The organism is Mesorhizobium sp. ISC15, assembly GCF_037162615.1.
Lineage (GTDB): Bacteria > Pseudomonadota > Alphaproteobacteria > Rhizobiales > Rhizobiaceae > Mesorhizobium > Mesorhizobium mediterraneum.
This window is the reverse complement of the sequence record NZ_JAVSPX010000001.1, coordinates 3,974,465-3,995,989: the sequence shown is the minus strand read 5'-3', so window position 1 is coordinate 3,995,989 and position 21,525 is coordinate 3,974,465. Positions and strand designations below refer to the sequence as shown.

Annotated in this window: 22 protein-coding genes and 1 tRNA gene; 13 read left to right on the top strand and 10 right to left on the bottom strand. The window is 62.7% G+C overall.

Annotation, left to right across the window (positions count from 1 at the left end; all coding sequences use genetic code 11):
- Positions 1-134: 134 nt before the first annotated feature.
- Positions 135-983 carry a serine O-acetyltransferase gene (cysE, locus tag RPG13_RS19210; protein ID WP_337125747.1) on the bottom strand — a complete coding sequence of 283 codons (849 nt, stop codon included), beginning with the start codon at positions 981-983 and terminating at the stop codon, positions 135-137.
- 145 nt (positions 984-1,128) lie between these two features.
- On the opposite strand from cysE, the gene RPG13_RS19205 reads away from it, so the two are divergent.
- Entirely contained in the window at positions 1,129-1,728 is a 600-nt protein-coding gene (locus RPG13_RS19205; protein ID WP_337125746.1) for an HD domain-containing protein, read from the top strand.
- Between the two features lie 227 nt (positions 1,729-1,955).
- On the opposite strand, the gene RPG13_RS19200 is transcribed toward RPG13_RS19205, so the two are convergent.
- The 3 genes from RPG13_RS19200 to RPG13_RS19190 all read right to left on the bottom strand — a co-directional run bounded on the left by RPG13_RS19200 (position 1,956) and on the right by RPG13_RS19190 (position 3,996).
- Positions 1,956-2,723, bottom strand: a complete 768-nt coding sequence (locus tag RPG13_RS19200; RefSeq protein WP_164547221.1) for an alpha/beta fold hydrolase — start codon at positions 2,721-2,723, stop codon at positions 1,956-1,958.
- 20 nt (positions 2,724-2,743) lie between these two features.
- A complete protein-coding gene (locus tag RPG13_RS19195) occupies positions 2,744-3,256 on the bottom strand; it encodes a DUF192 domain-containing protein (protein WP_126106764.1) in 513 nt (170 codons plus the stop codon).
- A 143-nt stretch (positions 3,257-3,399) separates the two neighbouring features.
- Positions 3,400-3,996, bottom strand: a complete 597-nt coding sequence (locus RPG13_RS19190; RefSeq protein ID WP_095489511.1) for a cold-shock protein — start codon at positions 3,994-3,996, stop codon at positions 3,400-3,402.
- Between the two features lie 219 nt (positions 3,997-4,215).
- On the opposite strand from RPG13_RS19190, the gene gloA reads away from it, so the two are divergent.
- Positions 4,216-4,656, top strand: a complete 441-nt coding sequence (gloA, locus tag RPG13_RS19185; protein ID WP_095489512.1) for a lactoylglutathione lyase — start codon at positions 4,216-4,218, stop codon at positions 4,654-4,656.
- A 144-nt stretch (positions 4,657-4,800) separates the two neighbouring features.
- Positions 4,801-5,094: a DUF2218 domain-containing protein gene (locus tag RPG13_RS19180; RefSeq protein ID WP_095489513.1), complete on the top strand. Its 294-nt coding sequence runs from the start codon at positions 4,801-4,803 to the stop codon at positions 5,092-5,094.
- A gap of 10 nt (positions 5,095-5,104) precedes the next feature.
- Here RPG13_RS19180 and RPG13_RS19175 read toward each other — a convergent pair whose 3' ends face one another.
- Both RPG13_RS19175 and ilvA read right to left on the bottom strand, forming a co-directional pair.
- A complete protein-coding gene (locus RPG13_RS19175; RefSeq protein ID WP_095489514.1) occupies positions 5,105-5,659 on the bottom strand; it encodes a DUF1697 domain-containing protein in 555 nt (184 codons plus the stop codon).
- A gap of 25 nt (positions 5,660-5,684) precedes the next feature.
- Positions 5,685-6,941, bottom strand: coding sequence for a threonine ammonia-lyase IlvA (gene ilvA, locus RPG13_RS19170; RefSeq protein WP_126106765.1), 1,257 nt, complete (start codon positions 6,939-6,941; stop codon positions 5,685-5,687).
- 207 nt (positions 6,942-7,148) lie between these two features.
- Here ilvA and RPG13_RS19165 point away from each other — a divergent pair, with 207 nt between their 5' ends.
- The 3 genes from RPG13_RS19165 to RPG13_RS19155 all read left to right on the top strand — a co-directional run bounded on the left by RPG13_RS19165 (position 7,149) and on the right by RPG13_RS19155 (position 11,029).
- Positions 7,149-8,552: an aminopeptidase P family N-terminal domain-containing protein gene (locus RPG13_RS19165; RefSeq protein ID WP_095489672.1), complete on the top strand. Its 1,404-nt coding sequence runs from the start codon at positions 7,149-7,151 to the stop codon at positions 8,550-8,552.
- A 101-nt stretch (positions 8,553-8,653) separates the two neighbouring features.
- Positions 8,654-9,721 carry an alpha/beta hydrolase gene (locus RPG13_RS19160; protein ID WP_095489516.1) on the top strand — a complete coding sequence of 356 codons (1,068 nt, stop codon included), beginning with the start codon at positions 8,654-8,656 and terminating at the stop codon, positions 9,719-9,721.
- A gap of 141 nt (positions 9,722-9,862) precedes the next feature.
- Positions 9,863-11,029, top strand: coding sequence for an alpha/beta hydrolase (locus RPG13_RS19155; RefSeq protein ID WP_095489517.1), 1,167 nt, complete (start codon positions 9,863-9,865; stop codon positions 11,027-11,029).
- A 239-nt stretch (positions 11,030-11,268) separates the two neighbouring features.
- Here the strand turns inward: RPG13_RS19155 and ade are convergent, their stop codons facing one another.
- Together ade and RPG13_RS19145 are read right to left on the bottom strand one after the other, a co-directional pair.
- Positions 11,269-13,080: an adenine deaminase gene (gene ade / locus RPG13_RS19150; protein WP_095489673.1), complete on the bottom strand. Its 1,812-nt coding sequence runs from the start codon at positions 13,078-13,080 to the stop codon at positions 11,269-11,271.
- A 224-nt stretch (positions 13,081-13,304) separates the two neighbouring features.
- A complete protein-coding gene (locus RPG13_RS19145) occupies positions 13,305-13,484 on the bottom strand; it encodes a hypothetical protein (protein ID WP_095489518.1) in 180 nt (59 codons plus the stop codon).
- A 487-nt stretch (positions 13,485-13,971) separates the two neighbouring features.
- Between RPG13_RS19145 and RPG13_RS19140 the strand changes: the two genes are divergently transcribed.
- The 3 genes from RPG13_RS19140 to RPG13_RS19130 all read left to right on the top strand — a co-directional run bounded on the left by RPG13_RS19140 (position 13,972) and on the right by RPG13_RS19130 (position 16,341).
- Positions 13,972-14,056 (top strand) — tRNA-Leu (locus RPG13_RS19140).
- Positions 14,057-14,413: 357 nt separating this feature from the next.
- A complete protein-coding gene (locus RPG13_RS19135; RefSeq protein WP_337125745.1) occupies positions 14,414-15,238 on the top strand; it encodes a phosphate ABC transporter substrate-binding protein in 825 nt (274 codons plus the stop codon).
- Positions 15,235-16,341, top strand: coding sequence for a transporter substrate-binding domain-containing protein (locus RPG13_RS19130; protein WP_095489520.1), 1,107 nt, complete (start codon positions 15,235-15,237; stop codon positions 16,339-16,341). The genes RPG13_RS19135 and RPG13_RS19130 overlap by 4 nt, the downstream gene beginning before the upstream one ends.
- A 142-nt stretch (positions 16,342-16,483) precedes the next feature.
- Here RPG13_RS19130 and RPG13_RS19125 read toward each other — a convergent pair whose 3' ends face one another.
- Together RPG13_RS19125 and RPG13_RS19120 are read right to left on the bottom strand one after the other, a co-directional pair.
- On the bottom strand, positions 16,484-17,449 hold the full coding sequence (locus tag RPG13_RS19125) for an ATP-grasp fold amidoligase family protein (RefSeq protein ID WP_095489521.1): 966 nt from the start codon (positions 17,447-17,449) through the stop codon (positions 16,484-16,486).
- Between the two features lie 41 nt (positions 17,450-17,490).
- The gene (locus RPG13_RS19120) at positions 17,491-18,069 is read right to left on the bottom strand and encodes an NUDIX domain-containing protein (protein WP_095489674.1); all 579 of its coding nucleotides are present in this window, start codon (positions 18,067-18,069) and stop codon (positions 17,491-17,493) included.
- Positions 18,070-18,328: 259 nt separating this feature from the next.
- On the opposite strand from RPG13_RS19120, the gene RPG13_RS19115 reads away from it, so the two are divergent.
- The 4 genes from RPG13_RS19115 (at position 18,329) to RPG13_RS19100 (ending at position 21,505) form a co-directional block, all read left to right on the top strand.
- Positions 18,329-19,432, top strand: coding sequence for an NADH:flavin oxidoreductase/NADH oxidase (locus RPG13_RS19115; protein WP_126106769.1), 1,104 nt, complete (start codon positions 18,329-18,331; stop codon positions 19,430-19,432).
- Positions 19,433-19,545: 113 nt separating this feature from the next.
- Complete coding sequence (locus RPG13_RS19110) at positions 19,546-19,854, top strand: DUF982 domain-containing protein (RefSeq protein WP_095489523.1); 309 nt, start codon at positions 19,546-19,548, stop codon at positions 19,852-19,854.
- A 31-nt stretch (positions 19,855-19,885) separates the two neighbouring features.
- Positions 19,886-20,125, top strand: coding sequence for a DUF2188 domain-containing protein (locus RPG13_RS19105; protein WP_095489524.1), 240 nt, complete (start codon positions 19,886-19,888; stop codon positions 20,123-20,125).
- Positions 20,126-20,416: 291 nt separating this feature from the next.
- Complete coding sequence (locus RPG13_RS19100) at positions 20,417-21,505, top strand: ABC transporter ATP-binding protein (RefSeq protein ID WP_292648804.1); 1,089 nt, start codon at positions 20,417-20,419, stop codon at positions 21,503-21,505.
- The last annotated feature ends 20 nt before the right edge of the window (positions 21,506-21,525 follow it).

The window sequence follows — 21,525 nt, the reverse complement described above, 5'->3', positions numbered from 1 at the left end:
CGGTCTTGCTCGTTTGAGCGCGCTTCTGGCACGTCGACAATGGCGATGTAAAGGCGAGCCGACCGGATATGCGAGAACCGACAGGCGGCAGAGCCGGCAAACGGAGTTCGGTTGCCCGCCCTGCGGACTTGAAATCAGATATCGAAGCTGACGACGTGGTCCATCGTCTGCGACGGCAAAAGCTGATCCATCTGCCGCGAAGGCTGGTCGCAGCCGGTCTCGCCGACGACGCGGGCCGGCACGCCGGCAACCGTCTTGTTGTGCGGCACCGGCGACAGCACCACCGAGCCCGCCGCGATCTTCGAGCAATGGCCGACTTCGATATTGCCGAGGATCTTGGCGCCGGCGCCGATCAGCACGCCGTAGCGGATCTTGGGATGGCGGTCGCCGCCGGCCTTGCCGGTGCCGCCCAGCGTCACGCCGTGCAAGATCGACACGTCGTCCTCGATCACCGCCGTCTGGCCGACGACGAGGCCGGTGGCGTGGTCGAGGAAGATGCCTTTGCCGATGCGAGCGGCCGGGTTGATGTCGGTCTGGAACACCGAGGACGACCGGCTCTGCAGGTAGAGCGCGAAGTCCTGACGGCCTTGATTCCACAGCCAATGCGCCAGCCGGTGGGTCTGGATGGCGTGAAAACCCTTGAAATAGAGCACCGGCATGATGAAGCGGTCGCAGGCCGGATCACGGTCGTAATAGGCCTGGATGTCGACACGCACCGTCGACGCCCAGTCCTTGTCGTCGGCTGCCATCGCCTTGAATGTCTGGCGGATGAGATCGGAACCGATATCCTGATGGGCGAGCCGCTCGGCCAGCCGATGGATGACCGCTTCCTCCAGGCTTTCCTGGTTGAGGATGGTCGAATAGAGGAATGCCGCCAGCAGCGGATCGCGGTTGACCGCCTCCATCGCCTCGTCGCGGATCGAGCGCCAGATCGGGTCGATCGGCTTCACCATGGTGCGGCGGGCAATCGTAACGCTGTTCATCAATGATCTCCGGCCATCTACTGGCTCAGGCTTGGCAGCTTGCCTATTCTCCGGCCGCACATATAAGCCAGATCATAGCACGGTTGAACTCAATTTTCCTTAGTGCTTTGTCAAATGGATTTGGTTCACGGAAATTCAAGCGGCCATGGAAAACGAACCCTTGATCGAAGCGCCGCTGAAGCGCGAGCTTTCCGCGCTCTACCGGGCCGAAGGCCGCCACTATCACAGCCTTGCCCATATCGTGGCGATGCTGGCGCTGGCCGGGCACTATCGGGCATCCCTGCACGACCCCGAGGCGGTCGAGGCGGCGATCTGGTTCCACGATGCCATCTATGACAGCCGAGCCAAGGACAACGAAGCCAAAAGTGCCGCCCTTGCCGAGAAAAAGCTCTCCGGCCGCACGGATGCGCAGCGCCTCGGCCGCATCACGGCGATGATCATCGCCACCGCCACGCATGAATTGCCGCGCTTTAGCGACGAGAATGCCGCCCGCGACGCAGCGCTGTTCCTCGACATGGACCTGGCGATCCTGGGTGCGACGCCTGATGCCTTCGACGCCTATGAACAGGCGGTTCGCCGCGAATATGGCTGGGTGGAAGAGCCGATGTGGCGTGCCGGCCGCAGTGCTGTGCTGAAGAGTTTCCTCGCCCGTCCGCATATTTTTCACACCGAGGAATTCCGGCAGCGGTTCGAGGCTCAGGCTCGGCAAAACATGGCGCGCTCGCTCAAGGCGCTTGGGGCGTGAGCGCTGCCGCGGTGCGGAACCGTTGATTCTGGCGGGACAGCGCCCCCCTCTGTCCTGCCGGACATCTCCCCCACGAGGGGGGAGATTCGCTGTCACCACCGCTGTCGCTAATCGCTACCGCCGCAGGAGTGAGCGGAGCGCCTAAGCTGCCGATCTCCCCCCTTGTGGGGGAGATGTCCGGCAGGACAGAGGGGGGCGCGAAGGATCACTACAGATCGGCTTTGTGCTCACAGCGGATTTTCGGCATAGAACTCCAGCACCCGCTGCTTGAAAGTCTTGTCGCCGACGGCCAGCATGTGGTCGCGGCCCTCGATGTGAAAAGCCTTGGCGTTCGGCATCAAGGCGGCCAGTTCGTCGGGCGAACCGCCGATGTCGTCCTTGGTGCCGACGGCAATCAATGTCGGCTGGGCAATGCGCGCAATGTCGGCCTCGGCCAGCAATTCCCGCGAGGTGGCAATGCAGGCGGCCAGCGCGCGGCGGTCGCTGCGGGTCTGGTCGGCGAAGGCGCGAAACGAACGGCCGCGCGGATGGCTGGTGGTATCGGGATCTTCGGCCAGAAGGGCGGCGGCGATCGGATCCCAATCGCCGACGCCGTCGATCATGCCGATGCCGAGACCGCCGAAGACCAGCGTCGCCACCTTGTCAGGGTCGGAAAGCGCCAGGAACGCCGACACCCGCGCACCCATCGAATAACCCATGACATGGGCGCGTTCGACGCCGAGATGATTCAGCAACGCTGCCCCATCGGAAGCCATTTTTGCGGGCGTGTAATCGGCCTCTTCATAGCTCTTCGACGAGGCACCATGGCCGCGATTGTCGAAGGCGATGGCGCGGTAGCCGGCATCGTTCAGCGCCTTGAACCAACCGGGCGACACCCAATTGACGTAGTGGGTCGAGGCAAAGCCATGGATCATGAGCACCGGATCGCCCTGCCCCGATGCCGGCTGGCGATCGAGGAAGGCGAGGTCAAAACCGTCATGGGAGAAAAACTGCATCTGCGACGGATCCTGCGCGTTCAGTTGTGCGCAGTGCCGATTGCCGGGTGGCGCAACAAATCGCCGTCCTCGATGCCGCCCCTCGCGGCGGTGCCCGCCTTGAGCTCGAGCACGAAGCGAACCGGCTCGCCGGGCGAGATCATCGCTTCGGATTGCGGCTCGCCTTGCTTGATCGCCCGGACCTTGCCGTCCTGACCGACGAAGATCAGGTCGAGTGGCATCGGCGTGTTCTTCATCCAGAAGCTGACATCCCGAGGCTCCTCGAACACGAACAGCATGCCATGGTCGTCGGCCATCTCCTCGCGAAACATCAGGCCGGCCTCGCGCTCGGCGGAGGTGTCGGCGATTTCGATCGAGAAAGAGCGTTCGCCGCCTTTCGTCACCGCGACCAGCGGCTGCGGGTCGACGGCAAGGATCATCGCCCGACTGTCCGCCAAAGCCGGTTGCTGCGAATGGAAGAAAGCGCCTGTGGCGACGACAAAGGCGATCGCTGCGCAAACGACGCCCGTTGTCAGCCAGTTCCTGTGGGTCATTCGAAATCCTCGGCCGGACATCGTCCTAGACCATGATCCCAAAAAGTGGAACCCGGTTTTTGCTGCGCTGACCTGCAGTTCGGAAAAGATCATGGTCAAGCAAAAAGCACCAGGTCGCATCCCGATTCGATCGGGACGGGACCTTAGTGCGAGACCGGCAAGGTACCCATATCCGGGTGAATTTCGGCAGCCATAAGGCCTTTGTCGCCGCGCCCGAAGCGGACCAGCACGACCTGCCCCGGCCTGAGCTCGGTAATGCCGTAGCGGCGCAGCGTCTCCATATGGACGAAAATGTCCTCGGTGCCTTCGCCCCGGGTCAGGAAACCGAACCCCTTGGTGCGGTTGAACCATTTCACCAGCGCCCGCTCGAGGCCGCTTTCCGGCGTCACCGAGACGTGGGTGCGCTGATCCTGCATTTCCGCGGGATGGACCGCCGTGGTGACATCCATGGAGAGCACACGGAACGCCTGCAATCCGCGCTCACCATGCTTGACGAGGCAGACGACGCGCGCGCCTTCCAAGGCGGTCTGGAAACCGTCCTTTCGAAGACATGTCACATGGAGGAGAATATCGCCGGAAGAGCCGTCATCGGGAAGAATGAAACCGTAACCCTTGGCCACATCGAACCATTTGATGGCGCCCGCAACCTCGACAAGATCAGCGGCATCGCCGCTTTCGTCCCTTCGCAAGGCGTCGTTACCGGTTCCGTCCCGCCCCATGAAAGAGGCCTTTTCCCCCATAAGAACGCCCCCCTTTTTCCAAGAATACCGCAACTGATTCTTGATGTTAGATTAACACTGCCGCTTCCGGTCTGTGCAAGACCTGACGTGCCTTTTTTCACGGTTGATTTGCAGGAATACCGGATTTGTTGTTTGCCGGCGCGGCCGGCTATCGGCAATTGCCCTTTGGCCGGGTGGCCCCTATGTTCCGCCGCAACGCAACATTTCGAGGAAAATCACATGCGCTACCTGCACACCATGGTCCGTGTCGCCGACATCGATGCATCGCTCGATTTCTACTGCAACAAGCTTGGCCTCAAGGAAGTGCGCCGCCACGAAAACGAACAGGGGCGCTTCACGCTGATCTTCCTCGCCGCTTCCGAAGACGAGCAAAGCGGCATCGCCGAAAAGGCGCCGCTGATCGAGCTCACCTACAATTGGGATCCTGAAGACTACAAGGGCGGTCGCAATTTCGGCCACCTCGCCTACGAGGTCGACGACATCTACGCCACCTGCCAGCAACTGATGGACAACGGCGTCACCATCAACCGGCCGCCGCGCGACGGCAACATGGCCTTCATCAAATCGCCGGACGGCATCTCGATCGAGCTTTTGCAGAAAGGCCCCGCAAAGGCCAAGGCCGAGCCCTGGGCGTCGATGGCGAACACAGGAAGCTGGTAGCCAATCACAAGATCGAGAGCGGGTACGACCTAGCTGAGATTTTATGGCGTTTCTCAAGATCGCGCCTATCTGTCCGGCCATCGCGCCTGCTTCCGAAATTGGCGCATCCAAAAGATGCGCGCTTGCTTCAGGAGAAATCCATTCATGCCGACCAGCCATGTCGATGTCGCTACCGGACATGCGAGCCGCTATCTGCAGCAGCTCTGCAAGCACTGGGCGCACAAGTTTCCCGTCGAGTTCGATCCGAACCACGGGACAATCGATCTCACGCTAGGCCACACGGTTCTGGACGCCGATGCGGCAGCGCTCCACATCACGGTAGCTGCTGACGAGGCCGGCTCGCTGGAGCGCCTGGAAACGGTCGTCGCCGATCACATCAAACGCTTCGCTTTCCGCGAAGAGCTGGCGTTCGATTGGAAGAGGGCTTCGGCAGCGTAGGCGACCACGTTCAGCCACTTCTCCCAGCCAACTCCAGCAGCGCCAGCACCGTGCGCCAGTTGCGCGCGGTGGCGGGCACTTTCAGCGTGCGCGGGATGAGATTGGCAAACACCGATTTGCCGAGACCTTCCGGTGCATGCAGATAAAGCACGTCGCCCCTGATCTCGAACCGTTCGGGACCCGTGCACTTCTCCGAAAGACGGGCCGTCTCCTCAGGTGTCGGCGCGCGCTCCAGCGCATAGGCGTGAAGTTTCGTCGGCTCCCCGGCGACCTCCGGGTAGGGATTTTCCGCCGCCAGCCGCTCGAACCAACCGAGATCGCGCACCATAATGCGCGAATAAAATCCCCATTTCTTCTCGAAGGCCGCTTCAAGCTGTCTGCTCAGAGTGGCGGCATCACCCTTTGCCGAGCGAAACACGACGTTGCCGCTCTGCACATAGGTGGCGACGTCGCGAAAGCCGAGCTCCTCGAAGAACGACCGGAGTTCGGCCATCCTGACGATGCGGTTGCCGCCGACATTGATGCCGGAAAACAACACTACGAAGATTTTCGCTTGGGCACTCATATTCGGGGCACTCATATTCGGGCGCTCATATGATGAAGCCAGCCAGCGTCTCGTTGTCGGTGATGTCCTGATACTGGACGCCCTCGGCCTCGAAATTCGCGTTGAGCAGCTCGAAATTGCGGCGGTCCTTGGTTTCGATGCCGATCAGCACCGAACCGAAATTGCGCGCCGATTTTTTCAGATATTCGAAGCGGGCGATGTCGTCGTCAGGTCCGAGCAATTCGAGGAAATCGCGCAGCGCGCCCGGGCGCTGCGGAAAGCGGATGATGAAGTACTTCTTCAGCCCCTCGAAACGCAGCGCCCTTTCCTTCACATCCGGCAGCCGCTCGAAGTCGAAATTCCCGCCCGAAACCACCGCCACGATAGTCTTGCCCCTGATCTCCTTTTTCGAGAAATCCTTGAGCGCGTCGATCGCCAGTGCGCCGGCTGGCTCCAGCACCACGCCTTCGACGTTCAGCATCTCGATCATGGTCGCGCAGAGCCGGTTTTCCGGGATCAGCCGCACGGCCTCAGTGGCAAATTCCCTGAGATGCCGCAACGGTTCACGGCCGATCTCGGCCACCGCCGCGCCATCGACGAAATTGTCGACCTTGGCGAGCTTGATGCGCTTTCCGGCGGTGAGGCTCTCGCGCAGGCTCGGCGCGCCGGCCGGCTCGCAGAAGACGAAGCGCGTGTCGCGGCGCTGATCGGCGAAATAATGCGTGACGCCCGCGGCCAGACCGCCGCCGCCGACCGGCAGCATGACAATGTCCGGCATGCGGGCGCCCGGCATCTGGCCTGATATCTCGTAGGCGACGGTCGCCTGCCCCTCGATGATGTCCTTATGATCGAACGGCGGCACCATGTGCGCGCCTGAGTTTTCGGTGAACTCCAACGCGGCGCGGTAGCAGTCATCGAAAAAGTCACCGACCAGCCTGATCTCGACGAATTCGCCACCGAACAGCCGCGTCTTGTCGATCTTCTGCTGCGGCGTCGTCACCGGCATGAACACCACACCCTTTTTGCCGAAATGGCGGCAGACGAAGGCAAAGCCCTGCGCATGGTTGCCGGCGGAAGCGCAAACGAACAGCTCGGCATCGTTGCCGGCGTCGAGCGCCTTGCGGAAGAAATTGAAGGCGCCCCTGATCTTGTAGGAGCGCACCGGCGACAGGTCCTCGCGCTTCAGCAGCACGCGCGCTCCGGTCTTCTTCGACAGATAGTCGTTTTCCTGCAGCGGCGTCTCCGGGAAAATCTGGCGGATCGCGGCAGCGGCAGCAGCGACGCGGGAGGAAAAACTGGTCATGGCAAGATCACCCCGGGTCGCATGTCGGCTATCGGTAGCGTGCATTTGGTTTGCCGCCACGCGGTGGTCGCAAACCTAGCACACAGCGCGTGCGTTTGATCCCAGCCTATTGCATATCCAATCCCGCGAAGCCATTGTCCGGCCGGTTCATGCGCCCCGTCACGGGGTATTCCCAGAATCCTTGCAAGCACTTGGAGGCGTTTGTTCATGCCCGTCGCATCGGTTGCCCTGAAAACCATGTCGCTGCCGGAATTCGGCGAGCCGACGGTGATGCCGCTCGTTGCGCGCACCACCTACGAGGCACGCATCGGGGCACTGGTGGCGCGCGGCAGCAAGGCCGGCTTCGACGCTTTCGTCGTGTATGGCGACCGCGAGCACGCGGCCAATGTCGCCTATCTCACGGGCTACGATCCGCGTTTCGAGGAAACGCTGCTGGTCATCGTTCCCGACAAACAGCCGAAACTCCTCGTCGGCAACGAGGGCTGGGGCTATGCCGAGATCTGCGATGGACCTTACGAACGTGTCCTCTACCAGACGTTCTCGCTGCCGGCGCAGCCCCGCGACCGCTCGCCGGCGCTCCTCGACATCTTTGCCGACTGCGGCCTGAAAGCCGGCCAGCGCATCGGCGCCATTGGCTGGAAACCGTTCGGTCCCGGCGACGCCGGTTTTGGTGAAACAACTCTCGATCTGCCCTCCTTCATCGCCGACACGCTGCGCACGCTTGCCGGCGACAAGCACACAGTGGTGAATGCGGCGAACCTTTTGATGAACCCGGCAGACGGCCTGCGCGCGATCAATGAGGCCGACCAGCTCGCGTCCTTCGAATTCGCCGCGACCTATTCGTCGCAAGGCCTGCGCAACGTTCTGCAAGGCATCGAACCCGGCATGACCGAGTTGCAGGCGGCGCGGCTGATGGGCATCAACGGCCTGCCGCAATGCTGCCACCTCATGCTGTCGGCCGGCAAGCGCGCGCCCTATGGCCTGCCAAGCCCCCGCCTCGACGTCATCAAGCGCGGCGATCCGGTCACCATGGCCTATGGCCTCCACGGTTCGCTCAATGCCCGCGCCGGTTTCCTGGTCGAGGACGCAACCGAGCTTCCGCCCGACATAAGCGACTACGTCGAAAGACTGGTCGCGCCCTATTTCGCTGCCGTCGTCGACTGGTACGAGACCGTCGGCATCGGCGTCAGCGGCGGCGCCCTGTGGAAAGCCGTGCATGACCGCATCGGCGATCCGTTCTTCGGCGTCTCGCTCAATCCCGGCCACCTCGTCCACATCGACGAATGGATGCATTCGCCGATCTTCGCCGGCTCCGACATCACGCTGAAGTCGGGCATGGCGCTGCAGGTCGACATCATTCCGGCAACCGGGACGGATTATTTCACCACCAATATCGAGGACGGCATCGCGCTGGCCGACCAGGCCCTGCGCGAGGAAATCGCCGCGCGTCACCCCGAAGCCTGGCGCCGCATCGAGGCGCGGCGCGCCTTCATGACGGAAGTGCTCGGCATCCGTCTCAGGCCGGAGGTGCTGCCCTTCTCCAACATCCCGGCCTTCCTGCCGCCGTTCTGGCTTTCGCGCAACAGTGCGATGGCCGTCGCCAGCCGCTGAGCGCATTTCGGCCGGACATGACTTACTTCTGCCGCACTTCGACTGTCCGGGAGGGTTCGCGGAGGTTGGATAGGCCTTTCGGCCGGAGTGGAATTTCAGAGTTGAAGAAGATTTGTATCATTGCGCTTGCCTTGCTTGTTGCCGGCTGCGGCGGCCGGCAAACCGAGGAACTGCTCGGCAGCGCCATTGTGTCCGCGCCGGTGACGGAAATTGCCGGCAACCACTCGATCTTCATCGCCACGACGCGCAAGCGCTCCGACGACCCCAGCAAGGTCTTCGACCGCGAGCGCTCGGCCACGCTGAACTATGCCCGCCTCAACGTCACCGTGCCGGGAAGCCACGAAACCGGCCAAATCGAGCGGCGCTCGCGCGGCAAGTCGAACGACCCGGCCAAATACTTCATGGCCTCCGAGGTCGTCGGCTACGACACCGCGCCGAAATTCTCCAGCGCGCTCAGCGCCGACATCGCCGCACGCGGCGGCCGCGTCATGGTCTTCGTCCATGGCTACAACACCGGCTTCGACGCCGCAGTCTACCGCGTCACCCAGATCGCCCATGATTCCGGTTATCCGGGCACACCGGTGCTGTTTTCCTGGGCGTCGGGCGCCAAGACGAGGGACTATGTCTACGACCGCGAAAGCGCCAGTGCTGCCCGCGATCAGTTGGAAGTGACGCTGAGGATGCTCGCGCAGACCGGCGCGCGGCGCATCGACATCGTCGCCCATTCGCTGGGAACCTGGGTCACCATGGAAGCGCTGCGCCAGCTCGCCATCAATGGCGACCGCGATCTCGGCGGCAAGCTCGGCGATGTGGTACTGGCATCGCCCGACATCGATGTCGACGTGTTCAAGAGCCAGATGCGCCGCTATGGCAAGCCGAACAAACCTTTCATCCTGCTCCTGTCCGACGACGACCGGGCGCTGCGGCTCTCCGGCCTTATCGCCGGCTCGCGGCCACGCGTCGGCGACTACAAGGACGCGGCCGACCTCGCCGACTATGGCGTCAGCGTCGTCGATCTCTCCAGCGTCAAGGGATCGGATCGCTTTAACCACACCAAATTCGCCGACAACCCCGAACTGGTGAAGATGATCGGCCAGCGGCTGCGCGAGGACGACGGATTTGCCAGCGACCGCGAGGTGACCGACCGCATCCATCTGCTCGGACAGTGAGGTGCGTTCCACGCCCTGTTCCGCAGGCTTTCGTGATACACGATTGCGCCACCATCGGATCGCTTTCAACTGGACCAGGCCGGCCTCTGGCTCTATCGAAACCAAAGACGTCATACGGTTGACGTCCCTTCGGGAGCCTGCGTGACCGTGCGTTCGAAGATTTTTCTCGTCGTTGCGCTGGCGCTCGCTGTTACCGGCTGCGCCGGCCGGAAGACACACGACCTTCTCAACACGACGGCTGTGACGGTGCCTGCCTCCGACATCGCGGCCACGCATGAGATCTTCGTCGCCACCACCCGCGAGAAAGCCACGAAAGATCCGCGGCAGGTGTTCGATGGCAATCGCTCGCTGACCACCAGCTTTGCCCGGGTCGAGGTAACGGTTCCGAAGGTCCATCAGCTTGGCGCAATCGAGCGCGTCAAAGGCTCCGCAAACAGCAATCCAGCGAAGGATTTCACCGCAACGAATGTCGCCTTCTATGAAGGCGCCCCGCAATTCGCCAAGGCGGTCGGCGCCGACATCGCCATGCGCGGCGACCGCGCGCTGGTTTTCGTGCATGGCTTCAACAACGGTTTCGACGACGGCGTCTACCGGTTGACGCAGATTGCGCACGATACGAAATATCCCGGCACGCCGGTGCTGTTCTCATGGGCGTCGAGCGGCAAGACCACGGGCTATATCTACGACAAGGAAAGCGCCAACGCCGCGCGCGACGATCTCGAAGAGACGCTGCGCATGCTGGCCAAGACGAAGGTCAAGAGCATCGACATCATCGCCCATTCGATGGGCACCTGGGTGACGATGGAGGCGCTGCGCCAGCTTGCCATCACCGGCGACCGCGATCTCAGCGACAAGCTTGGCTATGTCATCCTTGCCTCACCCGATATCGATGTCGATGTCTTCAAGAAGCAGATGATCCGCTACGGCAAGCCCGACAAGCCGTTCGCCATCCTGCTTTCGGGCGACGATCGCGCCCTCAGACTCTCCTCGCTGATCTCCGGCGATAAGCCGCGCGTCGGCGACTATGGCGATGCGGCCGACCTCGCCAGCTATGGCGTTTCGGTGGTCGACCTCACCAAGACCAAAGGCGGCGACCGCCTGAACCACGCCAAATTCGCCGACAACCCGTTTTTGGTGCAGTTGCTCGGCGACCGGCTGCGCGCGCCGGCCGGCCTGGCATCGGAAGAAGCCAATCCGGCGCAGCCGATCGACAATCTCGGCCAAGGCATCGGCAAGGCCGTCGGCTCCGTCGCCGAGATCGTCATCACCACCCCGTTCAGGGTGCTGACCATCGCCACCGGCGGATGAGCGGCGGCTGAGCTAGTTCGGAATATAAGTAGCGATCCTTCGCGCCCCCCTCTGTCCTGCCGGACATCTCCCCCACTTGGGGGGAGATTGGCAGCTTCGGCGCTCCGCTCATTCCTACGACGGTGAAGATTGGCGAAAGCCGAGGTGACGTCCAATCTCCCCCCTCGTGGGGGAGATGTCCGGCAGGACAGAGGGGGGCGCTGTCCCGCCGGCATCAAAGGTTCTACACCGCAGCAACCCTAAACGAACAGATCAACCTTCTGGAACGTCGTCACGTCGATCAGGCCGACATCGGAAATCCTCAGTTCCGGGATGACGACCAGCGCCAGCAGCGAGTGCTGCATGTAGGCGTTGTTCAGCGAACAGCCCATCTTGCGCATCGCCTCGGTGAGCATGTCGGCCTTGACTGCCACGATTTCGGCGCGCTCGTCCGACATCAGCCCGGCGATCGGCATTTCGACCAGTGCCAGTTCCTTGCCCTTGGAGAACAGCACGACTCCACCGCCGACCTCGCCCAGCCGGTTGACCGCCAGTGCCATGTCCTGCTTGGAGGTGCCGACGACGATGATGTGGTGCGCATCATGCGCCACGCTGGAGGCCATGGCGCAGTCGGCCATATAGCCGAAGCCGGAGACGAAGGCATTGGTGACGCCGCCGGTGCCCCGGTGGCGCTCGACCACCGCGATCTGGCAAACGTCGTTGCGACGGTCCATGGCGACCAGCCCGTCCTCCACCGGAAGATCGGCCTCGAGAGCCCGCGTCGGCGCCTGGTTCTCGATCACGCCGATGACCCGCACCCGCACCTCGTTGGCGCCCATGGGCGCCACGATGTCGAAATCCCCCGGTTTGAGCTTCTTGCCGAGCTTGACGGTGTTCTTCGCCGTCTTCGGATAGTCATAGGCCGGAATGTCGATTTCGAGCTTGCCGCCCTTGGCCAGCCTGACGCCGCGGCCATAGACCTCGTCGATGGTCATCGCGGCCAGATCGGAGACGATCAGCAGATCGGCGAGCCGCCCCGGCGCGATCGAGCCCAACTCGCGCTCCAGCTTGAAATGCTGGGCGGTGTTGAGCGTCGCCATCTGGATCGCCGTCACCGGCTTCAACCCCTGGCTGATGGCGTGCCGGACCACCCGGTCCATATGGCCTTCATGGACAAGCGTGCCGGAATGGCTGTCGTCGGTGCACAGGATGAAGTTGCGCGGGTCGAGCCCGCTCTCCGTCACCGCCTTGATCTGCGAGGCGACGTCGTACCAGGCGGAGCCCAGCCTCAGCATCGCCTTCATGCCCTGGCGGACGCGGGCGATCGCGTCCTCGGCGCGCGTGCCTTCATGGTCGTCCTCGGGTCCGCCGGCGACATAGCCGTGGAACGGCAGGCCGAGATCGCGCGAGGCGTAATGGCCGCCGACGGTCTTGCCCGCCCTCACCGTCGCGGCGATCTCGCCCGACATCACCGGATCGTTGGCCGCGACACCGGGAAAATTCATCACCTCGCCAAGCCCGATGACGTTTTCCCAGGTCATCGCCTCGGTGACATCGGCGACCGTCAACTCGGCGCCGGCATGCTCCAGCCCCGGTGCGGAGGGCACGCAGGACGGCATCTGCACATGCACGTTGATCGGCATGGCGACGGCCTCGTCATGCATCAGCCGCACGCCCGGCAGGCCGAGCACGTTGGCGATTTCATGCGGGTCGATGAACATCGAGGTGGTGCCATGCGGGATAACCGCGCGGCAGAACTCCGTCACCGTCACCATGCCGCTCTCGACATGCATGTGCGCGTCGCAAAGGCCCGGCACCAGATAGCGCCCGCCGGCGTCGACCACCTTGGTGCCCTGCCCGATAGCGTGACCGGCATTCGGCCCGCAATAGGCGAACCGGCCGCCGGCAATGGCAATGTCGGTGCCGGCGATGATCTCGCCGGAGTGAACGTTGACCCAGCGCCCATTGCGGATGACGAGATCGGCGGGCCGCCTGCCCATCGCCACGTCGACCAGATGCGTCGACACCTCGGCCCAGGGTTTTGGTTTCGTCGCACGCGCGGTCTTCGCCATGAAGGGACTCCTGTTTTCCCGACTGTGCCAAGCCGCGCGGATTTTGACCAGCGAGATCAGCGGATTGCTTGAGCGCTCCTCGGCCTTCACATCGATCGTGATTCTCGCGTTTCGTTGCGAGGTCGCGATTCGTTGCTTTGTGACGGCAGTTATGCTATCGGCATGGTGCTGATTTGCGCCAACGACCCGCCGCCGAGGCGGGTTTTTTGTTTCGGCGCCGGCCGTTAAGTATCCTCCCGCTGTTCCCTGTCGCGGCAGTTGAGAAGGTCGACCAGATCGTCGGCCTCTTCGATGGGCATGTCGATCAAGGGGACGCCCACCTCGACAACCGGCAGGCCAGTGAACACATCAATGATGTCCCAGGTGCCTTCAGGTGTCTTCTCAATGTCGTAGCGTTGAGCCATGGGGGTGGAGCATGGATAGAGGAGAAGATTTAGCGCGTTTTACCCGGTCACCGCTCGTTTGGCCTACGGCATTGCGGAAATGATTCCCGTCCAGTCTGATCAAGCGCCTCAAGTAATGGGGCAAGAGTGCTGGGCAGCCGGAGGTCGACAGCCAGATTTAGCACGTCGTGTAAATGCCGGCGATTATCTTCGGAACGGATCAATTGCCGTACGGCCTTGGCAACAGACTTCCCTCGTCCTGTGTCAAACTCTGCCATGTTCGGGGTTCCAGTAACTTTAGTCCGAAACTCAGCCGCTGCGAAATAGTTCCAGCGATCTTGTTTGAATCTCTGTGGGTGGTTGGAGCTGGCTCGGTGACGGCAGCTATGTGGGCGCGGTGCTGATTGCGCCAACGGCCCGCCGTCAAGGCGGGTTTTTTGTACCAGGTTTCAGCGATGGCAGAAGATGGCTTGACGGCCTTTGGCTGGCGTCTGAAAAGGACTGGCCTGCGGACGTGGCGGAATTGGTAGACGCAAGGGACTTAAAATCCCTCAGCTACGGCTATCCGGGTTCGATTCCCGGCGTCCGCACCAGATTGTATTTATGGCTTCGCGAGCCGGCAGTGCCCGGACCGTTTGGAATGTGATGGCGGCCGGCCTGTTGTGAGCGACATCGCGCGCCGACCAGCGAATTTCTCATTGAACGGCCCGCGGCTGGCGACCCCAACTGGGCTGGTCGGAGGCAAACAAGAGCCAGCCTGGCTCTATGTCACCAAACTGACACCTGTCCCGGTGCAGTTTCCGAATACGCGACCACATTTCGCTGATCGGGGGCAAAGACTGGAACCGCCAATCAACACGAGACCGAGTGTCGCGTGGGTCGCGGCATCGTCCATTGCGACAGCCATCATCGTTGCGTTGGCCGCCTGGTATTTCTACGGCAGCCGGGCAATGCCGGGCTCTGGGCCGGCTTCTGTACTGGTCTCCGGGCCGGTTACTGGCGGTTCACTGCAAATAATGGGTTCCGAAACGATGCGGCCGGTCGTCACGGTCTGCGCCGAGGCATTCATGGCCGACAATCCCGAGGCCGACATCATCGTGCGCGGCGGCGGCTCCGGCGACGGTATGGCAGCGCTGCTCCACGGCATGATCGATATCGGCATGATCTCACGGCCACTGTCGCCGAAGGAGATTGGGTTCGCAACCGCGAAAGGTATCGATCTGACGCAGTTCGAGCTGGCGCTGGACGGCGTTGCTATCGTCGTGCACCGAACCAACCCGCTGCGCGAAATCGATGTCGATCAGCTCCGCGCCATCTGGTCCGGAGATTTATCGCAATGGCGGGAGCTCAGCGGCGGCCCCGGCGAGATCCAACCACTTGCCCGCGCCAAAGGGTCTGGAACCGAGGAGGTGTTCGCCGAGCGGGTATTGAAAGGACAAAGGGAGGGTGTGGCAAAGGAATTGCCAACAAACGAGGCCATTGTCGCCGAGGTCTCCGCGCAGCCGAATGCTATCGGATACACCGGCCTCGGAGCGCTCCGCAATGCCTCGGACCTCGTCCATGTCCTGGCCATACGCAGCCAATTTTCCTCGGTCTTGCCGAGCGCCGATACGGTGTGGTCAGGCAGCTACCCGCTGACACGCGCCTTGCTTTTGATCAATCCGGGGACGCCGTCGGGACTTGCCGCCTCGTTCATCGCGTACTGCACCGGCCCCGCCGGACAGGCCTTGGTGAAGCGCGCCGGCTATGTCGAGATCGCGGCGGGCGAGCCATGAGCGCGCGCCGGGTCGTCGGTTTGGCGGTCGGCGTGCTCGCCTGGGCATTCTCCATGCCGGCGCTCGCCGAGCCGCGGGTCGAGGATTTCCGCGTACGCAAGCTCGTCGTCGGCACGATGCGGGTGCCACCCTTTGCATCGCGCGGCGATGATGGCGTATGGAGCGGCCTGAGCATCGAGCTCTGGCAAAAAGTGGCCTCGCAATTGAACCTTGGCTATGAATTCCGCGAGTTCGACTATGATCCCGATGCCATGGTCCAGGCCTTGCAGACCCGCCAAATCGATCTGGTGGTCGCCGCCATGCCGGTCACGACGGACGGTGAGGCGCGCTTCGATTTCTCGCATGCCTACTTCGCCGCGGGCGTTGGTGTCGCGGTGCGCAGCGAGCCAACCGCCGGTATCCTGGCGACCCTGCGCAGGCTGTTTACCTGGCAGTTGCTTGTTCCAATCGGCGGCCTCGTGGGTCTACTGCTGCTTGTCGGCACGTCGTTGTGGCTGATCGAGCGACGCCGCAATCCCGGCCATTTCGATCCCCGCATGATGCAGGGCATTGGCGATGGCATCTGGTGGGCCGCCGTGACGATGACGACGACCGGCTATGGCGACAAGACGCCGATCACCTGGCGCGGCCGCGCCATCGCTCTTGTCTGGATGTTCACCAGCATTTTCTGCATCGCCACCTTTTCGGCGACGCTCGCCTCGTCTCTGGTCGTTGGCCGGCTTAAGAGCAGCGTTGACGGTCCCGAAGACTTGCCGCGAGCCCGTGTGGGAACAGTGGCGGGTACAGCCGGCGAGTTGTGGACTAAGGCGCAGGGCCTGAAGGTGCAGACCTACCCTTTCCTGATCCAGGCCAGCAAGGCGCTCAAGCGCGGTGAAGTGGAGGCGCTGGTGGTGGAGCGCGCCATCCTTGGACACATGATCCAGGAATACCAGTGGAACGACTTGCTTATCCTGCCGCAAACCCTGGCGGTCCGCGACTACGCGATCGCCATTCCAAGCGGCAGCCCGCTCATGGAGGACATCAACCGCGCCGTGCTGACGGTGACCCATCATCCCGATTGGAAAGAGCTCGTGCATCGCTACGTCGGCCAAAGCGAACCCTGAATTCGGAATGACCGAGGGGTCCCGGCCGACCGAAGCCGGCGATGCGATGCGGGTTTCTCTCCTACACGGATTTCTCTCGCCGATAAATTCGCCCGCCGCCTCGTGCCGTGGATTTGGACCGCGAAGAGACCGTCGCTCTGTTTCAGATGCGGCCGGCAGCGACAAGCACGGCCCTGTAGCGGCGCGCAAACCTGCTCGACGGGCGGCTCAGATAGCCGGACGCCGCAATATCCCAGCACGCGCCCAGTTCACGATCGAAAGCCGGCGGCTCGAATTGCTGCAGGCCGCTGCGGGGATAGATCGTGAACTCGCCGAACACCGGCTCTCCGCCGTCTTCGTAGAAATCGACTCGCATCATGTCGAATTCGCCGCCCAGTATCTCGGCAGCCTCGACCATGCGCGAAAAGCTTTGCGGCCGGGCAATTTCCAGCGACGCGTCGATGCCGCCCTGGACGACTGCCAGCCGGCGCCAGTCGCGATCGAAAAGTGCCGTCTTCCGCACCGTCGAGCGGAAAGACGTGACCACGACAAAGGCGACACGGCCGGCAATCACGTTGAACTTGTAGTCGATGGGCTGATAGTCATGATCCTTGCCGATCAGCGTCTCGACGAAAACCTGCGGCTTGATGTGGGCATAGCCGCGCTCCAGCTTGCGGCTGCCATAGGTCTCGGCGAGGTGCCTGGACATCTCGGCAATGATCGCGTCCCGATCGGCGGTTGCGGGGTCCGGAACGACGGCATTCATGTTGCAGCCGTGATTGCATTTGACGATGTATGGAATCGTCAATTCGTCGAAGGGGATTTCGCGCGGGTCGTCGCCGCGCCACAGCACCGCCGGGACAAGCAGCCAGGGAAGCCGATCCCGGACGAATTCCTTGGCTTTCAGCTTGTCGAGCACAATCGCAAACCGCGGATCGTCGTCGAAAATCTTGCGCCAATGGATCTTTTCCGTGAAGGTCGCCGGGGCAGCAAAACTGGGCAGATGCCGCATCCTTTCGGAGAAACGCTGGGTCAGGCGCCGGTAGCTGACCAGCAGCGCGACATTCAGGACCAGCAGCAGCGCCATCGCGCCAACCCGCTTCAGCGAACCCAGCTTTCCGGCGCTCATGTTTGCCGCGCCCCTTCGCTGCACCCAGATTCCGGCACGGGTCAGGCCCGGATCAGGTTCAGCTTCAGATGCTGGATCAGGATGATCGTCTTGGCATCGATAATGCGGCCGTCGTAAATGCCGGCCAAAGCCTCATCGAGCGGCATTTCCAGAACCTCGATGTCCTCGCCTTCTTCCGGCGCGCCGCCGCCGTCCGAGATGCGGTCGGCGGGCGAGTAGCGCGCGATGAAGAACCAAAGCCGCTCGGTCACGCTGCCAGGGCTCATATAGGGCGCAAACAGCCGTTCAACGTCCTTCAGCCGGTAGCCCAGTTCCTCTTCCGCCTCCTTGCGGATGCAGGTTTCCGGATCGTGTTCATCGAGCAGGCCGGCGCAGGCCTCGATCAGCGGCTCGCGGTGGCCGGTGACGTAGGCCGGGTAGCGGAACTGCCGCACGAGCAGAACCGTCGAGCGCTCGGGATCGTAAGGCAGGATCACCGCCCCGTCGCCGCGATCGTAGGTCTGGCGGATCTGCGTCTCCCATTGCCCGTCACGCCGGCGATAATCGAGGACGGTCTTTTTCAGGACGGCCCAGTCGTCGGAAAGGATTTCCTCCGAACGGATGCGAATGCGATCTTCCATGACGGACTCCGTGCTGTCGGTGGCGAGGACTACAGCGCCGCGCGTCCTCTTGGACGCGCAAAGGACGCTGTAGCACTTTTGATCTGCGCATGATCCTTTCCGAAAATCGGAATTGATTTTCGGGGTCATGCGCTAACCGCGAACCGGCCTTTGCGCAATCCCGGCAGCCATTGGTCCAGAGGTGCGCTTCACCGCCTCGTGTATGGCGCAGGCGCAATCCACTGCCTAAATAGCGGCAGCCCCTCCCCGGAGTTTTTTGATGACCACATCCCTTTTCCAGCCGATCACGCTTGACGGCCTCACCTTTCCCAACCGCATCGCGGTGGCGCCGATGTGCCAGTATTCCGCCGATGACGGGTCCGCCAGCGACTGGCACCTGTACCACTGGATGAACCTGGCGATGTCCGGCGCCGGCATGGTCACCGTCGAGATGACCGACGTCGAGCGGCGCGGCCGCATCTCGCATGGCTGCCTCGGCCTTTATTCCGACGACAACGAGGCAGCCGCCCGGCGCGCGCTGGATGCCGCCAAGCGCGTCGCCGCCCCCGGCACCAGGTTCGGCACGCAGCTTGCCCATGCAGGCCGCAAGGCTTCCAACCAGAAACCGTGGGAAGGCGGCGGACCGCTGAAGGCCGATCAGGACCCGTGGCCGATCGTGTCTGCCTCGGCAATAGCTTACGACACGGGCTGGCAGGTGCCGCGGGCGCTGGAGGATGAGGAGATCCTGCACATCATCGAACGCTTCACTGATGCGGCAAGGCGGGCCGAACGTGCCGGTTTCGACTTCATCGAATTGCACGCAGCCCATGGCTATCTGATCTTCCAGTTCCTGTCGCCGCTTTCCAACCAGCGCACCGACCGCTGGGGCGGCTCGCTGGAAAACCGCATGCGTTTTGTCGTCGAGATCGCAAAGGCGGTGAGAAAAGCCGTCCCCAAGCTGATGCTTGGGGCGCGTCTGTCGGTCAAGGAGTGGGTCGATGGCGGCTTCGATGTCGAGGACGCGATCGAAGTGGTCAAGGCGCTGAAGGCGGAGGGCGTCGCTTATCTCTGCTGCTCGAGCGGCGGCAATTCGCCGCTGCAGAAGCTGCCGACAGGCCCGGGCTACCAGGTGCACCTGGCGGAAGCCGTGCGCAAGGGCGCTGGCATCCCGACGCGGGCCGTCGGCCTGATCGACGATCCGAAGCAGGCCGAGGCGATCGTCGCCGAAGGCCGTGCCGACATGGTGGCTCTGGCCCGCGCCTTCCTGGCCGACCCGCGCTGGGCGTGGCGCGCCGCGGCCACATTCGGCGAGAAGATCCACCCGGCGCCGCAGCTTGCCCGCTCGGTGACGACGATGCGGCACTGGATGAAGGCGGCGGGCTGACCGTCCCGTTTCCACTGGCTGCGGCCCCAATGACCGCGGCCCCATTAATCGCGGCACTTGAGACCTTTGCGCCGAGGCGTTGCAACCAAATCGGTCGCTCCGCGTTGCCGGCGATGATGGACAACAAGCCTTTTGAAAAGCCGGTCGTGGTCGAGCTTGGCCATGTCGGCAAATACCGTGAGATCCGTAGCACCCAGGAAGCAGCGGAGTGCCTGATGACGGTCTGGCCACTCAATCGTGGTCCTCGGCATCGCGATGCTCTCGACACTTGCCTAAAAGTGCTGGAGGGTTATCGTTCGACAGCGGATGCGCGCCGGGCATTGGTCGAGGCCGCGAAGGAATCGGACGTGCTGGTTCCCGACGAGAGATTGTCCGACGGCAAGCTGCCCGAACGCAAACTGCCCGAAGACAAACTGCATTGAGCAGACGGAGCTTTTTCCACCGGAGGATTTCATGGCGAAGCTGACCTACAAGATCGTCGAACATGACGGGGGCTGGGCCTACAAGGTCGGCGCGACATTCTCGGAAACGTTTCCTACTCACGAGGACGCGCTGCGCGCCGCCGAGATCGCTTCGGCCGAACAGCAGGTCGCCGGCACCACGGACGGCATCCAGTACGAGGACGCCGACGGCAAATGGCACGACGAGCTCGCCGATGGCCGGGACCGGCCGCAAACCGAAGTTTCCGATTAGGCTGGCGTCGTTGCTGATGGCTTCTCGCACCTCCGGTTTTGGGAGCTGGGGCTTGGCAAGTTATTCTCTTGCTCCGATCCCGGACATGACGAATCTCAGTCCCGTTGGGAACGCTCACGATCAGGTGCGACGAAGAAGAGCGCTTGCCACGCAGCCGCTTTACAGGGCGGTCTGGTAGCGCTACCGTTTAATCATCGCGCGTGACCAGGGAGGAGCTTGGGAGCTGCCGCGGGCCAGTTAGGAAAGCGGTTTCCTTCGAAGACGTCGCAGGAAGCATTCGGGAGGAAATCGATGGCGTCTGTCGCGATTGGCGATGTCTACAAATCATTTGGAACCGTCGAGATTCTCCACGGCGTCAGCGTGGATATAGACGATGGCGAGTTCGTCACGCTGGTCGGACCGTCGGGCTGCGGAAAATCAACGCTTCTCAGGATGATTGCCGGCCTGGAAAAGATTTCGCGCGGCCAGATCGCGATTGGCGAGCGTGTCGTCAACAACGTTGCGCCAAAAGAACGCGACGTCGCCATGGTCTTCCAGAACTACGCGCTCTACCCGCACATGACCGTCGCAGAGAACATGGCGTTCTCGCTCATGCTCAAGGGCGTCGCGAAAGCCGAGAGTAGTGCTAGCGTCCAGCGCGCCGCCGAAATCCTGGGACTGGTGCCGTTGCTGGCACGCTATCCCCGGCAGCTTTCCGGCGGCCAGCGCCAGCGCGTCGCCATGGGCCGGGCGATCGTGCGCGATCCGGCGGTCTTCCTGTTCGACGAGCCGCTGTCCAATCTCGACGCCAAGCTCAGGGTGCAGATGCGCGCCGAGATCAAGGAATTGCACCAGCGCCTGAAGACCACGACCGTCTATGTCACCCATGACCAGATCGAGGCCATGACCATGGCCGACAAGATCGTGGTCATGCATGACGGCATCGTCGAGCAGATCGGGCCGCCGTTGGAACTCTACGACCGGCCGGATAATATCTTTGTCGCCAGTTTTATCGGCTCGCCCGCCATGAACATGCTGCGGGGCGAAATCACAACCGATGGCGGCTCACCGTCGTTTCGCGGCTCCGGCGGGATTTCAGTCCCATTGGCCACAGCACTGTCCATCGGCAGTGGCGAGCCGGTGGTGCTGGGAATACGGCCCGAGCATTTGCGGCTGTCCGACGACAGGGGCATTCCGGTGACGGTCGCGGTGGTCGAGCCGACAGGGTCCGAATTGCAGCTCATCGGCCGGACGGCTGGCGGCGAAGAGATCGTCGCGAATTTCCGGGAGCGCCACTCCTTCGCGCCGGGCGAGACCATACGCCTCACGGCCGAGCCCGGCCTAATGCATCTCTTCCACGGCGAGACCGGAAAGCGATTCAAGACGCGCAGCGAACAGTAAGAACCACGGCAACGAATATC

Excerpts from the sequence above, each read along its gene's own strand:
- RPG13_RS19200 (WP_164547221.1), bottom strand. The coding sequence starts at position 2,723 with ATGCAGTTTTTCTCCCATGACGGTTTTGACCTCGCCTTCCTCGATCGC.
- cysE (WP_337125747.1), bottom strand. The coding sequence starts at position 983 with ATGAACAGCGTTACGATTGCCCGCCGCACCATGGTGAAGCCGATCGAC.
- RPG13_RS19190 (WP_095489511.1), bottom strand. The coding sequence starts at position 3,996 with ATGGGGGAAAAGGCCTCTTTCATGGGGCGGGACGGAACCGGTAACGAC.
- RPG13_RS19180 (WP_095489513.1), top strand. The coding sequence starts at position 4,801 with ATGCCGACCAGCCATGTCGATGTCGCTACCGGACATGCGAGCCGCTAT.
- ilvA (WP_126106765.1), bottom strand. The coding sequence starts at position 6,941 with ATGACCAGTTTTTCCTCCCGCGTCGCTGCTGCCGCTGCCGCGATCCGC.
- RPG13_RS19145 (WP_095489518.1), bottom strand. The coding sequence starts at position 13,484 with ATGGCTCAACGCTACGACATTGAGAAGACACCTGAAGGCACCTGGGAC.
- RPG13_RS19105 (WP_095489524.1), top strand. The coding sequence starts at position 19,886 with ATGGCGAAGCTGACCTACAAGATCGTCGAACATGACGGGGGCTGGGCC.
- RPG13_RS19205 (WP_337125746.1), top strand. The coding sequence starts at position 1,129 with ATGGAAAACGAACCCTTGATCGAAGCGCCGCTGAAGCGCGAGCTTTCC.
- gloA (WP_095489512.1), top strand. The coding sequence starts at position 4,216 with ATGCGCTACCTGCACACCATGGTCCGTGTCGCCGACATCGATGCATCG.
- RPG13_RS19130 (WP_095489520.1), top strand. The coding sequence starts at position 15,235 with ATGAGCGCGCGCCGGGTCGTCGGTTTGGCGGTCGGCGTGCTCGCCTGG.
- RPG13_RS19135 (WP_337125745.1), top strand. The coding sequence starts at position 14,414 with ATGCCGGGCTCTGGGCCGGCTTCTGTACTGGTCTCCGGGCCGGTTACT.
- RPG13_RS19110 (WP_095489523.1), top strand. The coding sequence starts at position 19,546 with ATGATGGACAACAAGCCTTTTGAAAAGCCGGTCGTGGTCGAGCTTGGC.
- RPG13_RS19175 (WP_095489514.1), bottom strand. The coding sequence starts at position 5,659 with ATGAGTGCCCAAGCGAAAATCTTCGTAGTGTTGTTTTCCGGCATCAAT.
- RPG13_RS19120 (WP_095489674.1), bottom strand. The coding sequence starts at position 18,069 with ATGGAAGATCGCATTCGCATCCGTTCGGAGGAAATCCTTTCCGACGAC.
- RPG13_RS19195 (WP_126106764.1), bottom strand. The coding sequence starts at position 3,256 with ATGACCCACAGGAACTGGCTGACAACGGGCGTCGTTTGCGCAGCGATC.
- RPG13_RS19165 (WP_095489672.1), top strand. The coding sequence starts at position 7,149 with ATGCCCGTCGCATCGGTTGCCCTGAAAACCATGTCGCTGCCGGAATTC.
- RPG13_RS19125 (WP_095489521.1), bottom strand. The coding sequence starts at position 17,449 with ATGAGCGCCGGAAAGCTGGGTTCGCTGAAGCGGGTTGGCGCGATGGCG.
- ade (WP_095489673.1), bottom strand. The coding sequence starts at position 13,080 with ATGGCGAAGACCGCGCGTGCGACGAAACCAAAACCCTGGGCCGAGGTG.
- RPG13_RS19100 (WP_292648804.1), top strand. The coding sequence starts at position 20,417 with ATGGCGTCTGTCGCGATTGGCGATGTCTACAAATCATTTGGAACCGTC.
- RPG13_RS19115 (WP_126106769.1), top strand. The coding sequence starts at position 18,329 with ATGACCACATCCCTTTTCCAGCCGATCACGCTTGACGGCCTCACCTTT.